Annotated in this window: 15 protein-coding genes, 1 tRNA gene and 1 pseudogene; 6 read left to right on the plus strand and 11 right to left on the minus strand. The window is 69.0% G+C overall.

The window, feature by feature from the left end; all coding sequences use genetic code 11:
- Positions 1–188: 188 nt before the first annotated feature.
- The 8 genes from ACFWYS_RS17310 to ACFWYS_RS17345 form a co-directional block, all read right to left on the minus strand.
- Positions 189–1,490, minus strand: a complete 1,302-nt coding sequence (locus tag ACFWYS_RS17310; RefSeq protein ID WP_384768873.1) for an MFS transporter — start codon at positions 1,488–1,490, stop codon at positions 189–191.
- Positions 1,487–2,578: a PLP-dependent cysteine synthase family protein gene (locus ACFWYS_RS17315; protein ID WP_384768876.1), complete on the minus strand. Its 1,092-nt coding sequence runs from the start codon at positions 2,576–2,578 to the stop codon at positions 1,487–1,489. Before ACFWYS_RS17315 ends, ACFWYS_RS17310 begins: the two co-directional genes overlap by 4 nt.
- A gap of 770 nt (positions 2,579–3,348) precedes the next feature.
- Positions 3,349–3,747: a hypothetical protein gene (locus ACFWYS_RS17320; RefSeq protein WP_384768879.1), complete on the minus strand. Its 399-nt coding sequence runs from the start codon at positions 3,745–3,747 to the stop codon at positions 3,349–3,351.
- A 139-nt stretch (positions 3,748–3,886) separates the two neighbouring features.
- Complete coding sequence (locus ACFWYS_RS17325; protein WP_384768881.1) at positions 3,887–4,459, minus strand: calcium-binding protein; 573 nt, start codon at positions 4,457–4,459, stop codon at positions 3,887–3,889.
- A gap of 364 nt (positions 4,460–4,823) precedes the next feature.
- Entirely contained in the window at positions 4,824–5,888 is a 1,065-nt protein-coding gene (locus ACFWYS_RS17330) for an LLM class flavin-dependent oxidoreductase (RefSeq protein ID WP_384768883.1), read from the minus strand.
- 129 nt (positions 5,889–6,017) lie between these two features.
- Complete coding sequence (locus tag ACFWYS_RS17335) at positions 6,018–6,677, minus strand: MSMEG_1061 family FMN-dependent PPOX-type flavoprotein (RefSeq protein WP_384768886.1); 660 nt, start codon at positions 6,675–6,677, stop codon at positions 6,018–6,020.
- Between the two features lie 155 nt (positions 6,678–6,832).
- Positions 6,833–7,498: a nitroreductase gene (locus ACFWYS_RS17340; protein WP_384768889.1), complete on the minus strand. Its 666-nt coding sequence runs from the start codon at positions 7,496–7,498 to the stop codon at positions 6,833–6,835.
- 232 nt (positions 7,499–7,730) lie between these two features.
- On the minus strand, positions 7,731–8,087 hold the full coding sequence (locus ACFWYS_RS17345) for a hypothetical protein (protein WP_384768891.1): 357 nt from the start codon (positions 8,085–8,087) through the stop codon (positions 7,731–7,733).
- Here ACFWYS_RS17345 and ACFWYS_RS17350 point away from each other — a divergent pair.
- The gene (locus tag ACFWYS_RS17350; protein WP_384768894.1) at positions 8,071–8,529 is read left to right on the plus strand and encodes a hypothetical protein; all 459 of its coding nucleotides are present in this window, start codon (positions 8,071–8,073) and stop codon (positions 8,527–8,529) included. The genes ACFWYS_RS17345 and ACFWYS_RS17350 overlap by 17 nt on opposite strands.
- A 1-nt stretch (position 8,530) precedes the next feature.
- On the opposite strand, the gene ACFWYS_RS17355 is transcribed toward ACFWYS_RS17350, so the two are convergent.
- On the minus strand, positions 8,531–8,659 hold the full coding sequence (locus tag ACFWYS_RS17355) for a hypothetical protein (RefSeq protein WP_384768896.1): 129 nt from the start codon (positions 8,657–8,659) through the stop codon (positions 8,531–8,533).
- Between the two features lie 5 nt (positions 8,660–8,664).
- Between ACFWYS_RS17355 and ACFWYS_RS17360 the strand changes: the two genes are divergently transcribed.
- Positions 8,665–9,252, plus strand: coding sequence for a DinB family protein (locus ACFWYS_RS17360; protein WP_384768899.1), 588 nt, complete (start codon positions 8,665–8,667; stop codon positions 9,250–9,252).
- A gap of 64 nt (positions 9,253–9,316) precedes the next feature.
- A pseudogene (locus tag ACFWYS_RS17365) lies at positions 9,317–9,446 on the plus strand (IS5/IS1182 family transposase); the annotation flags it as partial.
- Between the two features lie 36 nt (positions 9,447–9,482).
- Here the strand turns inward: ACFWYS_RS17365 and ACFWYS_RS17370 are convergent.
- Positions 9,483–10,109 (minus strand): hypothetical protein, encoded by a 627-nt coding sequence (locus ACFWYS_RS17370; RefSeq protein WP_384768901.1) that lies wholly within the window; start codon positions 10,107–10,109, stop codon positions 9,483–9,485.
- Positions 10,110–10,506: 397 nt separating this feature from the next.
- Here ACFWYS_RS17370 and ACFWYS_RS17375 point away from each other — a divergent pair, with 397 nt between their 5' ends.
- Together ACFWYS_RS17375 and ACFWYS_RS17380 are read left to right on the plus strand one after the other, a co-directional pair.
- Positions 10,507–10,713, plus strand: a complete 207-nt coding sequence (locus ACFWYS_RS17375) for a tyrosine-type recombinase/integrase (protein ID WP_384768904.1) — start codon at positions 10,507–10,509, stop codon at positions 10,711–10,713.
- A 100-nt stretch (positions 10,714–10,813) separates the two neighbouring features.
- The gene (locus ACFWYS_RS17380) at positions 10,814–12,049 is read left to right on the plus strand and encodes a PP2C family protein-serine/threonine phosphatase (protein ID WP_384768906.1); all 1,236 of its coding nucleotides are present in this window, start codon (positions 10,814–10,816) and stop codon (positions 12,047–12,049) included.
- 100 nt (positions 12,050–12,149) lie between these two features.
- Here the strand turns inward: ACFWYS_RS17380 and ACFWYS_RS17385 are convergent.
- A tRNA-Pro gene (locus ACFWYS_RS17385) sits at positions 12,150–12,223 on the minus strand.
- 167 nt (positions 12,224–12,390) lie between these two features.
- On the opposite strand from ACFWYS_RS17385, the gene ACFWYS_RS17390 reads away from it, so the two are divergent.
- Positions 12,391–13,344 carry an alpha/beta hydrolase gene (locus ACFWYS_RS17390; protein ID WP_384768909.1) on the plus strand — a complete coding sequence of 318 codons (954 nt, stop codon included), beginning with the start codon at positions 12,391–12,393 and terminating at the stop codon, positions 13,342–13,344.
- The last annotated feature ends 186 nt before the right edge of the window (positions 13,345–13,530 follow it).

The following is a 13,530-nucleotide window of genomic DNA, read 5'->3' on the forward strand; positions in this document are numbered from 1 at the left end:
CGGGATCGGGGCGCGCCCCTCTCCCCCCTCGCCCGCCGGGGCGCCCCCCCGCGCCGCCCCCCCCGGCGGGGGGCGGTGTGCCGGGCGGGGGGCGGGGGGCCGCCCCCCGGCGACCGAGCAGGAGCAGCGGCTGAGGCAGGGGCGGGGCACCGATCGGCGCCCCGCCCCCGGGCCGGACGGCCGGTGGATCAGGCCGTGGCGGGCAGTGGCTGGGCGGCGGGCGGTGCCGCCAGTCGGCCTGTGCGGTGCAGGCCGTACAGGGCGGCCGCGCATGCCATACCGAGCGCGAACAGCGAGATCCACGGCAGCGCGGGCAGCCCGGCCGCCCGGGCCGCGTCCAGCGCGGCGCCCGTGCCCAGGTTCCCGACGGTGATGCCGATGCCGCAGATGGTGTTGTACAGCCCGTAGTGCGTGGCGACGAGGCGGTCACCGCAGAGGCGGACGATGGTGTCCATCTCGAACGGGTAGGCGATCATCGTGCCGACGGCGAGCAGCAGCGCGGCCAGCGTCGGCGGCACCGCCGCGAGCAGCCACCGCCCGATCCCCGCCTCCGGTACGGGCACGGCGACGGCCAGCAGCAGCGGGACGAACGCCGAGCCCAAGACCGCCAGCCCGCGCACCAGCGCCTGCCCGGGCTCGTACCGCGCCTTGCACCACGCCGTCACCCGCGTCTGACCGAGGATCGTGCTCAGCCCGGACACCGCGAACAGCGCCGCGACCGCCGCCGTCCCGAACTCCCCGTCGCCGCCGAGCCGGCGCACCTCCAGCGGCAGCGCCAGATAGACCTGGAACGACAGGACGTACGAACCGATCATGGCGAAGGAGAAGAGCAGGAACGGCCGGTTGACGAGGATGCCGCGCCACTGGGCGAGCACGCCCGCACCGTCCCCGGCCTCCTGCCGTCCGGCGCGCTCGGCCCGCCTGGCCGGCAGCGCACGGATCTGTACGACGCTCAGCAGCGCGAAGATCCCGGCCGCCACCAGGCAGGTGACGCGGAAGTCCACCCCGGTCAGCACCATGCCCACCAGCGGGCCCAGCAGGATGCCGGCCTGGTAGAACACGTTGAACAGGGCGAACGCCTCGACCCTGCGCTCCCCCGCGTCGGCCGCGAGGTAGGCCCGTACGGCCGGGTTGAACAGGGCCCCGGCCAGCCCGGTGGCCGCGGAGGCGGCGAGCAGCGCGGGCAGCGAGTCGACCAGGCCGAGCGTCGCGAAGCCGAGGGTGCGCAGCACGCATCCGGCGATGATCATCGGCTTGTAGCCGAGCCGGTCGGCGAGCGTGCCGCCGACCAGGAACATGCCCTGCTGGCTGAAGTTCCGTACGCCGAGGACGAGTCCGACGATCCACCCGGCCAGGCCGAGGGTGCCGGAGAGGTGGGCGGCCAGATAGGGCATCAGCATGTAGAAGCCGAGGTTGATGGTGAACTGGTTGACCATCAACAGCTGGACGCTGCGTTCGTACGACCGGACCTGGGTGAGCAGACCCTTCACCGCTCCTCCTCGCCCTGCAGGGTGAGGGGGTCGATCACGGTGGTGCACCGGGTCCAGCTGGTGACCTCCTTCTCGTCCAGGCGGCCGATCAGCTCGGGTTCGGGCGCGGGTGGGGCGTCGAGGAGGCCGTGTGCGGCGCAGTAGTCGTCGTCGTAGACCGTCCCCAGGTAACGCTGCGGGCCGTCGGGGAAGATCGCGACGATCCGTGCGTCGGCGGGCATGGTCCGGGCCAGCCAGCCGGCCACCAGTGCGACCGCGCCGACGCTCCAGCCGCCGGTGGCGTAGTGGGAGGCGGCCAGTTGACGGCACGTCCACACGGCCTCGGCCGGGGCCACCCAGTGCACCTCGGAGAAGTTCTCGTAGGCGACGTTGCGGGGGTAGATGCTGGAGCCGAGGCCGCGCATCAGCCGGGGTCGGGCGGGCTGGCCGAAGATGGTCGAACCGGTCGTGTCCACGCCGACGACGGTCAGTTCCGGGTAGAGCTGGCGCAGGACGCGGGACACGCCCGCCGAGTGGCCGCCGGTGCCGACGCTGCACACCAGCACGTCGATGTGGCCCGTCTCGGAGGCGAGTTCGAGGGCCAGCGGGGTGTAGGCGGCGACGTTGTCCGGGTTGTTGTACTGGTCCGGGCACCAGGAGTCGGGGTGCTGTTCCAGCAGCCGCTGCACGCGCTCACGGCGGGCCTGCTGCCAGCCGCCCGTGGGATGCGGTTCGGAGACGACGTTGACCTGGGCTCCGTACGCGGTCAGCAGCCGGGTCATGGACAACTCCAGCCCCGGATCGGTGACCAGGGTGACCGGGTGGCCGTACACCATCCCGGCCAGGGCCAGCCCGAGGCCCAGCGTTCCGCTCGTGGACTCGATGATGCGTCCGCCGGGCCGCAGGTCGCCGCGGGCCCGGGCCCGCTCCACCATGTGCAGGCCCGGACGGTCCTTGATACCGCCGGGGTTGAACCCCTCAAGCTTCGCCCAGAAGCCGCGTCCGGCCGGGGCGAGCGGCTGCGACACCCGCAGCAGCGGGGTGTTGCCCACCAGCCCGGAGAGGGCGGCCCGGCCCGAGGGGACCTCGGCCTTGGTCAATGACTGCATGTCTGTGTTGTCACTCTCGCTCGATGAATGCACGGTGCGGGTTCATCTCGCGTCCATGGCGAGCAAGGGGACCACGCGGTCCGCGTTGTCGCCAGGGGGCGCGGCAGCCGACGAGGTCGGCCGGCTGCGAGCGAGGGGTCTAGATCCGCCAGCGAGACGTACGGACGAGCGCGACCCGGCCGGTGCGTGCGCTGCGACGTCTGCGGGACTCACGCCGTACGGGCGGTCTTCCCACCGCCAGTGACCCGGCGGCGGGTGCGACCACGTCCATCGCGTCGGGGGGAGGATCCTCGGCCGACGGGAAGGCATGGCGAACAATCGCGTCCCCCGCGCAGTCCTCCGCCTCATGGGGGTTGTGGGGACCGTGGGGCCCATGACGGTCCCCATGGCCTCCGGCCACGGCCACCGCGGACGAAACGGCGGGCATGGACACCGACGCGTGCGTCTGCTCGGTCGCTCCGTGAATGACGGCGCACAGCATGAGCACCATCACCAGGGTGGCGCGGGTCGTCGAGGCGATTCGACGCCACCGGGACGACCCGCAGGGGGGCCATGTCGCGTGTGCGGGCATGCGGGAATGTGTCGGCACAAGTCCTCCGCGCTGCTGCCTCGCCTCCGGCATGGGCGGAGTCAGGCGCAGGCATGGGTGGGGGCAGGACGGCATCGACGAATGTGACGACCCCTCATGAGCATGGGATACGACACTCGTCGCGCGATAGCGGCCGAACCGGTGACAGACAGTCAGCAGGCCGGTCGGAGGACGCCGCCTCCTAGACCTGCCGCACCACTGAGGCGGCTCTCAGGGCCACTGGTGACACCCCGTCGACAGACCGACCGATGGCCGGTGGACGCGGGGGCGAGGCCCCCTCAACACCGGTCGCTTGGCGAACCCACGCCGCAAAGCAGGGCGCCGCCGGGACAGAACCCTGTTGGGGCTGCCCGGGCAGGCACTGCTCGCCGGAGTGCGACGACTCGTCGTCCGGCTGGGCCGCGGAGACCGTCGCGCTGCTGGAGAGGTGCCCATCGGCCTGCCCATCGGCGCTCTCCATGTGCCCGCACTGCGTCATGAGGACGCCGAACAGCAGGGCGGCCATGGCCAGCACGCGCAGCAGCGGACGCCCGCCCAGGCGGGTCCCGCCGACGCACCAGGGCGACCAAGCCGTAACCATGCCGTGATCGTAGCGGACCCCAGAACATGCCCCTCGACCGCGCTCCGCCCACCCACCAGAAATGGCCAAGGGGAGTGCCGGAATTTCCGGCACTCCCCTGACCTGCTGCTTCGCAAGTCGGGACAGCCTGTCAACGCCTTCAGGCCGGCGGATCCGTCTCGCAGGCGACCTCGGTTTCCGCGGCACACTGATCGTTGAGCCCGGGACCGCCGTCGGCGGAGTCGCTGCCCGTGTTGCCGCGCAGGATGTCGTTGGCGCCCTCTCCGAACAGATCGTCGTCGCCGGCCTGGCCTCGCAGGTCGTCCATGCCGTTGCCGCCGTGCAGCTCATCGACGCCGTCGCCGCCGAGGACGACGTCACCGCCGTCGAAGGCGAACACCTGGTCATCACCCGGGCCTGCGTCCACAGTGTCGGAGTTGGTGACGAAGGTGGAGTCCGCCCCCATGATGTCGTTGCCGCTGCCCAGGCATACGAGATCATTGCCGCCCGCGTCGGCGTACGTGTCGTTGCCGCCGAGCAGGGCGACCACGTCGTTGCCCGGGGTGCCGGTCGTGAAGTCGTCGCCCTCTGTGCCGATGACATTCGCGACCTGACCCATGCACGTCACGGCCTGGGCGCTCGGCGTCTGAGCGGCCAGAGCGGGAGCCGCGGCCGGGACGAGAGCGAAGGCCGCCACTGCCAGCGCAACGGCAACCGAGTTACGCATCTGCATGTGTGGTCCTCTCTGATCTGCCTCGGACCGTGTTCAGGTACCGGGGCGATGGCCAGTACTCCCGTCCTTCGGTTCCGGAGAGCGGAACGGATTGCTCCCATCCAGGGTTGTTAGTTCACGATTTCTCCCTCTCTGTCGGCTGACGGGCATGACTGACACCCGACTTCGATCCCCACAGCCATGGCCCGCCCGCAAACGCCGATCAGCGGCTGGTCCCGGGACGGCGGGAGTCAGGAGCCGGCGGGGCGGTCGGGTGCGGAAGAAGGCGTGGTTCCCGACCAGTTACCGACAGAACCTCGGTAGTTCGGCGAGCGGCTGCTGCTGGCCAACGCCGACGACCGGCACATGCGGCGGGCAGGTCCGTTCAGGTGAGGAGTTTCGCGAGCTGGGCCATCTCGGTGGGTGGGTCGATCACCGGCTGGATGAGGAGTTCGTCGATGCCGGCCTGTTCCAGGGTGGCGATGCGGGCGAGGAGATCCTCGCGGGTGCCGACCAGGGCCAGGGTGTTCATCAGCGCGGGCAGGACCAGGTCCCGGTCCTGCGGGGCGATGCGGCCGAGGTAGTTGGGGTACAGCTTGGTGTGCCGGTCGGGCGCGGTGGCGGTGGTGCCGCGCCGGTCGAGGAGCCGCCGCACCGCCTCGCGTTCCCCAGGGCTGAGCCGCTCGGCGAAGGCGGGGTTTTCGGCGGCCGTGTCGGCGGCGAAGGCCAGCAGCGACAGGGCGAGGTGACCGGTCGCGTCCCGGGCCGCGTCGCCGTGTGGGTCCTCGTCCTCGTCGAGTATGTGGAGCGCGGTGACCACGTAGGAGTCCGTGCGGGAGTCGGGGTCGCGGGGTGTGTCCTGGGCGGCGTGGCGGCGGGCGTCGTGCAGCGCGTGCCAAGCGGCGGGGTCCAGCAGGCCGAAGGAGATGAGGCCGGTGCCGCGGCGGCCGGCGACGGCGGCGGCCTGCGGCCCGAGCGCGGCCACCACGAACTCGATCGGGTCGGCGGTGTTCACGTGCGCCCCGGTGTGCAGGAACCGGATGTCGCGGACCCGGTCGCCTTCGCGGTACTCGGTCGAGCGGCCGGCGCACAGGTCCTGCAGGGCGGCGGTGAAGTTCTCCAGCCTGGCCGACGTGGTCGGCCTCATGCCCAGGGTGCGCCGGGCGGTGTTCCCGGTGCCGACGCCGCAGATGATCCGGCCCGGTGCCAGCGCGTTGAGGCCGGCGAACCCGCTCGCGGCGGCCGGAGCCGAGCGCAGCGCCGGTGACGTCACGCCGATACCGAGCCTGATGCGGCTGGTGGCCTTCGCGCACAGGCTCAGGGCGACGAAGGGATCGCCGTGGACCATCGGGGTGTCGTTGACCCAGAAGCTGTGCAGGCCCAACTCCTCGGCCCGCACGGCGAGGTCCTCCACTCCGGGATGCGCGCTGACCACGACGCCTGCACGCATCACAACCTCCACGGCATGCGGATGGAACCGGACTTGCTCAGGATGACAGGTCCCGGCGCGGAGCCGCTGCCCAGTCGCGTGCCGGTGACCTGCTGACGGGCTGGTGGTTCGGCAAGCGCGGATCCCCCGTTACTCGTACCGGTACTTCAGCGAATCCGCCTCCGCCTGCTCGACGTCAGCGATCGTCAGCTCCGGCATACGCAACTGGGCCAGTGTCACCTCCGCCGAGGTCGGCTGGGCGTCCGCCGCCAGCCACTGCTCCGGCTTCCAGGCCCCGCTGCGCAGAAGGGACTTGGGGCAGTGCGGGTAGACCTCCTCGATCCCCACCACCAGCGCACTGGCCGGCGGCTTGCCCACGGCGGTCAGCTGCGACAGCAGCTCCGGGCGGGTGGAGACGCAGGCCCGGCCGTTCACCCGGAGCGTCGTGGTGCGCCCCGGGATGACGAACAGCAGCCCGGCCCGTCCGGTGGCGACGACGTTCTGCAGGGTGTCCAGACGCTTGTTGCCCGTCGCGTCCGGTATCGCCACCGTCCATGCGTCCAGTACGGCGACGAACCCGGCGGGGCCGCCGCGCGGGGAAACGTCACAGTTGCCCTCGGCGTCCGCGCTGGCGACCAGGACCAGCGATGAGCAGCCGATCAACCGCCGGGTCTGCTCGGTGAGTTCGGTCATCTGCTTGCGTAGGGCCGTGTCCTTGGGCAGTTCGTAGACCCGGCGCAACGCGTCCTGATCGGGCACGGCGTCGAGGCGGAGCGAGTCGAAGGCACTGCTGGCAAGGGATGTGTTCATGCCACCGACCCTAATGGGCCGACCTGCGACTGATCTTGGTACTGACCTTGGCCGGTGGGTGCGGGGACATAGCGGCGGTCGCGCCTTCTCATCCACCAGCCAGCCGAACCCGCGGGCCAACACGCCCCGAGACCAATAGCGGGTCAGCCTGACGGTCACACTCCGATGAAGCGCACTGTTTCCGTCACATCCGCCCGCCCGGTACGCAGCCGGGGCACGCTCTCCTTCTCGAATCCCACCGAGACACCGCAGAACAGTACGAGCCCGTCATCGACTCCGACTATCCGACTGACGGTCTTGCGATACATCGTCCACATCACCTGGGGACAGCTGTGGACCCCTTCCGCCCTCAGCAACAGCATGACCGTCTGCAAGTACATCCCCGCGTCCCCCCACTGCCCGGGCCCCATCGTCCGGTCGAGGTAGCAGAACAGCACGACCGGCGCTCCGAACGCCCCCGAGTTCAAGGCGGCGATCTTCATGGGCCTGTCGGGGTCGTCGCGCTCGATTCCCAGCGCTTCGTACCTCTGGGCGGCCGCAGCGGAAAAGCGGTCCAGATACGGCGAAGGCAGCTCGGCCGGATACATCGGATACTCCCGCTCATCGCCCGGGTCTCCCGCAAGCGCCCTGGCCGTCGCACGCTTCTTCAGTTCGGCCAAGGGCTCGCCGGCCACGACAAAGACATGCCACGGCTGGAGGTTTCCACTCGACGGAGCCCGCGTGGCAGCGGTCAGCACTCGTTCGAGAACCTCCTTGGGCACCGGCTCATCGCTGAACGCCCGCACGGCCCGGCGACTGTCCACGGCTTCATACACATCCACGTGGCCCTCGTCCTCTCACTCAACGACAACCACCTCTCTACCCTCTTGAGCACGTGCCGGAGGAGTTCGTCGGCGCGGCAGGGGGACGACGACGCCTGCAGGGGCGGTGGGGCTGATCGTGCTCAGCCGGCGGCGGAGCCACTGGAGTTCGTCGTCCTGGGCGGCCAGGGCCGACAGGGCCAGTTGATGGCGCGAAGGTGGGCTCCGGGCGCATGACTTGCTCACTGCCGGCCTACGTCTCGCCGGGCAGAGGACCGTGGGCCGGGGTGCCGGCGGTGAGTCGCCCGAGTGCCTGCTGCTGGACCTGGCGCCGGTTGACCTTGCCCGTGCCGGTGGTGGGCAGGGCGGTGAAGGTGAGGATCCGGCGCGGGCATGTGTACGAGGCGAGGGTCTGGCGGCAGAACGCGGTCAGGGCGTCCGTGTCGAGGGGATCGCGGGGATCGGTGGAGGCCGGTACGACGCAGGCGACGGGGCGGTCGAGTCCGTCGGTGTCGGGGACGGCCACGACGCATGCCGCGGCGACGTCGGGGTGCTGGAGCAGCCGGTTCTCGACCTCGTGCGGGCTGGCCCAGATGCCACCGCATCCCAACCGATGCGGATCAACCGCACGAGTCGCCGCGATCGCGAAGCGCCTGAGAAACAAGCCGAGTGCGTCCGAGGCGAAATCGCCCATCGAGACGTACAACCGGCCTTCGGGCACGGTAGTGCGGCTGAGCGCCTCGAAGGTTTTCTGGTTCTCGATCAGGAGCACTCCGCTGGCGGATGTGCTGCTGAGCTTTCAGTTGACCGGACCGATCATGCGGACGGTGGTGTCGGCGATGTACACGGCAGTCCCAAAGGGTTCACCGATCAACCGGGAGAAGCCCGTTGGGAGGCCGGTGTCCACTTCTCGCTTCCGCCGAGAGCTTCTGGGCGACAAGGGCTACGACAGCAACCCGAACCGGCGCTCGCTGCGCAGTCGCCGAATTCTGTCGGTGATCTCCCGCAAGGGCGCCCCAGACATCAAGGACCTCGGCAGGCTTGGAGGTTGACTCACGTGGCGAGTTTCGCGAGCCTCTCGTAGCAGGTCAGGGCGGCGGCCATGGCCAGGCTTCGGCTCTGCCGGTCGTTGCGGACCACGTAGTGGATCTTGAGACCGCGAGCAGCCCATGGCAGGCTCATGCCGCATGATCGATGAATTCGCGAAAGACAACCTGCACGGGAGACTGCGGCGGGACCGCAAGGCGCTGCTCTGGAAACTCGACGGCTTGTCCGAATACGACGCCCGCCGGCCTTTGACAGCGACCGGGACCAACCTCCTCGGCCTGGTCAAACACTTGGCCACCGTCGAGGCCAGGTACTTCGGCGAGGTCTTCGACCGCCCTTCCCCGGAACCGCTGCCCCGGTGGCAGGACCACTCCAACGGCAGCGATCTGTGGGCGACCGAGGACGAGACCCGCGATCAGATCATCGGGTTCTACCGGCGCACGTGGGAACACTCGGACGCGACGATCAACGAGCTTCCCCTCGACGCCCCCGGCCACGTGCCCTGGTGGCCGGAGCCTTGTCCCAACACGAACCTGTTCGCCATCATCGTCCATGTCCTCGGCGAGTCCATCCGGCATGCCGGGCACGCCGACATCCTGCGCGAGGGCCTCGACGGCCGCACCGGGTTGCGCGCCGAACACGAGAAACAGATCGACGAGGAAGCCCGTGCGGCCCACTGCGCGAAGATCGAGCAGGCCGCCAGGTCGGCCGCACCCATCAAGGCTTAGAGGTTGGCGATCGTCGACGCGGCCTCCGTTCGCTCCAAATGTCTGACTACGCGAGCGCGGGCTCGTCGCGCGCATCGCGCGGCCCGGCATCGAGTCCGGCGAACGCCTCGGTCGGCACCGCTGGCAGATCGAACGGCCGATCGCCTGGCTCTTCGGCTACCGCCGCCTCACCGTCCGATACGAACGAAAGGGCTCGCACTTCGCACCCCGGCGATACCGTCTTGGCTTACTCACATTTGAGCTCGCACGAAGACGCTCACCCCACCAAAGATGAGTGAGACGATAGCAGTGGCGGTAAGCGCCCAACCGGTATTCAAGAACCGATGCTTGCGGAGCACGACTCGCCCCAAGTGCACGACGTTATACGAGAGGGCTGCGACTTCGAATTGGGCGTCGGCCCGGCTAATTAGAGCAGCCGCCGGCTCCATTTGCAGGTTCGCCAGATCACCGAAGTACCAAAGGACTTCCGGGCAGTACGTATGCGGCTGGTCAGGGTTTACGCCCAGGAGCGCGAACGTCCCCTTGGAGTTCTTACCGTGCCGTGACCACAGGCATGCCGTCGCGCAGGTTACCGCTCCTAAAACAGCCAGCGTGGAGGCAAACAAGAAGCACCACGTCTCAACACCGGATATCTTGGCCAGCCGGGGCTCATCCGCCAGGATCTGGGCGTTGAGTCCGAAGAATATGGTCACCAGCACGCCGTTGACGGTCAGAATTATTTGCGCCTTCGACTCGGCGACCTTATACCAATCGATCGCCTGCGCGTAAACCAGGCGAACATATGCCCTGTCGACAACTCTCCCGCTGGGTGGCTGGGCAGAGTTGCCCGATCCGGATCCTTCATCGTCAGCGCCCATCGAGGAACCTCCGAGCCTCACGTCTGGTTCAATAACCGGAGAGATCGGTTCACCTTCGAAGCTTCGAACCGATTAGCTCAAGATGGGATACTGCTGCCCACCAATTGGCCTGGCAATCCGTCGACAGGAGCCCCCTCTCGAAGTCGGGTGGGGTTTCCCCTGACAACGACTACTGAGCTAGAAACTCACGAAGTCGTTGGGGTGAAGGACATGCCGGATCCGGCCAGTCATGCGTCGATGAGATGGGGCCGGTTCTGGATCTTCACGCGGATGTGAGAGCCGCCCAGCCCACAGCGAGCAGTCTTGACCGCCCGGCCCTCAACTGACCCCCAAAACGATCAAGAGGTCGTACCGGCATACTCCGATACGACCTCTGACCTGCGAAGCCCAGAAGCTGATGGAGGCAGCAGGCGTGCGCAGGGTTCGTCTGTACGACGCACGTCACGCCTGCCTGTCCTGGATGGCCAACAACGGCGTGCCCGACACGGTGGTCTCAGCTTGGGCCGGACACAGTGACCTCTCCTTCACCAAGCGGGTCTATCTCCACCCCGACCCGCAGAGCCGCAACGCCAGCTCGGAGAAGCTCAGCGAGCTGCTCGGCTGAGGAGCTCGCATCGGTAGTCGTCCGGTGGGCGCACCTGGCGGATAGCTCGTAGGTTGGAGATGAAAGCGGTCGCGCTCGTAAAGATCGGCAGGCCACGCGCGTGACGACAGCGGAGATCGATTTCGAGGAGCTGTTCGACGCCGCGCCGAACCCGTATCTGGTGCTGGACGCCGACCTGGTAGTCCGCTACGCCAACCGGGCCTACCTCCAGGTCACCGGCAGGACCCGCGAAGAACTGGTTGGGCAGTACATTCTGGCGGCGTTTCCGGACACTCCTGCGTCGCCGGCCGCGGCCCGTGACTTCGGCGCCTCACTCCAGCGCGTGCTGGAGTCACGCCAGCCCGACGTGGTGGCACCGAAGCGATTCGACATCCCCGTTGCCGACCGCTCAGGTGAACTTGAGGAGCGGTGGTGGTGCGGGATGGCCAGCCCCGTCCTGGGGCCGGACGGCACGGTGAAGTGGATCATCGCGCGGGCCGACGACGTCACCGAGTTCATGCGTTCCCCCTTCATTCGTGCGCTCACCCCACCGCTGAGCACGCAGGCAACAAGCATCGCGGCCCTGGTGTATGCCCGGTCTCACGATCTGGAACAACTGAACGAGCAGCTACGCCAGGCACATGCCCGCGAACGTGAGGTCGCCGTCACCCTGCAGGAGGTCATGCTTCGCTCGCCCGACTTGGACAGGCACCGGGACATAGCTGTGCGTTATCTGCCTGCCTTTGGATCACTCAACGTGTGCGGGGACTGGTATGACGTGGTCGATCTGCCGCCCGATCGCTACTCCATCGCCGTCGGGGACGTTGTCGGCCACGGCCTGGAGGCCGCCGCCGTTATGGGCATGTTGCGCAGCGCTCTGAGCGCAGCCATCCGGGCCGTTCCCAGCCCCGCGCAGGCCCTGGAAGTACTGGGCCTGTACGCCAGGGCGGTCGACGGCGCGCTGGCCACCACCGTGGTCAAGGTGCTCATCGACCCGCGTAGCCGACTGATCATCTACAGCAACGCCGGTCACCCTCCGCCGGTATTGCGTCGTCCAGACGGCAGTTGGCAGTTGCTGGACCAGGCCACCGACCCACCGCTGGGCGCCCGCCCGGAACATGTCCCACGCCCTCAGGCCGGACTGTCCTACGCCCCCGGGGACACCCTCGTGCTCTACACCGACGGGCTCATCGAACGGCGCGGCGAAGACATCGATACCGGCCTGGCCCGGCTGACCGATGCCCTTGCCCAGTGCAGCACCCTCCCGGTGGAAGAACTCGCCGACGGGCTGCTGGACCACCTGGGCGTCACCGCTGGCAGCCAGGACGACATCGCGCTCGTCGTCGTCCGTTTGTGACCGTGAGAAATTGTGAGACGAACGCTCAGAAACGATCAAGGGCCTCGTCTCACATGCTGTGATCCAAGGCCCTGACCTGCGACTACGGAGAAGACTCCAGTCGGGACGACAGGATTTGAACCTGCGACCCCTTGACCCCCAGTCAAGTGCGCTACCAAGCTGCGCCACGTCCCGATGCCTGACGCGCGGCGAACCGCGTGATCATGCAGGTCAACCCTACCTCATACGCAGAGCGGCCCGGCCGGTCCGGCCCTTGACCAATAATTGTTGATGCCTATGATTGCCTAACTCAATAGATCTTCCCGCGGGTCGACCCACGGGCGGCCATCGAATGGAGCCATATGTCCCTCCTGGCCCGGCCCGCGGTGGCCGCCCTCGCCGCCAAGGCGCTGCAGCGTGTGACCGTCCTGGCGGACCGGCGTTCCGGTGGCCGGGGCTCCGCCGCCGCCTCGCACGCGCGCTTCCCCGAATTTCCGCGCAGGGTACGCGAGTTGACGATTCCCACGTCGATCGGTCCCGCCCGGGCCACGGTCTATCTGCCCCCGAGCCGTCTGTCTCCGAACGCGAGCGACGGGGCCGCGCCACCCGTGCACGTCAACTTCCACGGCGGCGGCTACGTCATGGCACTGACCGAGCTGGACGACCCGCTGTGCCGGTACCTCGCCACCGAGGCCGGGGTGGTCGTGATCAACGTGGACTATGCCGTCGCACCCCAGCATCCGTTCCCGGCGCCGCCCCGGCAGGCGTACGAAGTCGTGCGGTGGGTCGCGGAGCAGGGCGGCGAGGAGGGCTGGGACGGCGGTCGGCTCACCGTCGGCGGGCAGAGCGCCGGGGGCGGCCTCGCGGCGGCCGTGGCGCGGCAGGCGCTCGAAGAGGGCGGACCGTCGATCGCGCTCCAGGTGCTGCACTATCCGCCGCTCGACCTGGCGACCGGCGCGCGGCACAAGCGGGCCGCCACCGCCAAGCCGATGCTGCGGCCCTGGATGGCCGACGTGTTCGACTCGTCGTACGTTCCGGACGTGAAGCGGCGCGCCGACCCGCTGGTCTCCCCCGCACATCCGTCCGATACCGCCGACCTGACGGGGATCGCGCCGGCTCTGGTGATCACCGCTGAGTACGACCTGCTACGGGGTGAAGGTGAGCGGTATGCCGAGCGGCTGCGCGCGGTGGGGGCGCTGGTCGAGTATCACGAGGTGACCGGCGCCGATCACGGGTACGACGGGGACGACGACGAGAAGGCTCGGACGGTCTACGGGGTCATCGCCGGGCATGTTCGGGAGGCTGCGGGGAGCTGACGCTCGCCAACTGCTCCTCCGCGCACGGGACAAGCGCGTCCACCGGGTCCGGCCGAACCGCCGAGACCCGGTCGGCCGAGGACCAGATCGGCTGAGGCGCCGGGCTCGGCGTCGCGGTATTCCTGGTGCTTCTCCCCGGGCCCCTGGACCCCGACACGAAGCCCGCCATCAGCAGGGCCACGGCCA

It is taken from the genome of Streptomyces sp. NPDC059010 (genome assembly GCF_042740355.1).
GTDB lineage: Bacteria > Actinomycetota > Actinomycetes > Streptomycetales > Streptomycetaceae > Streptomyces.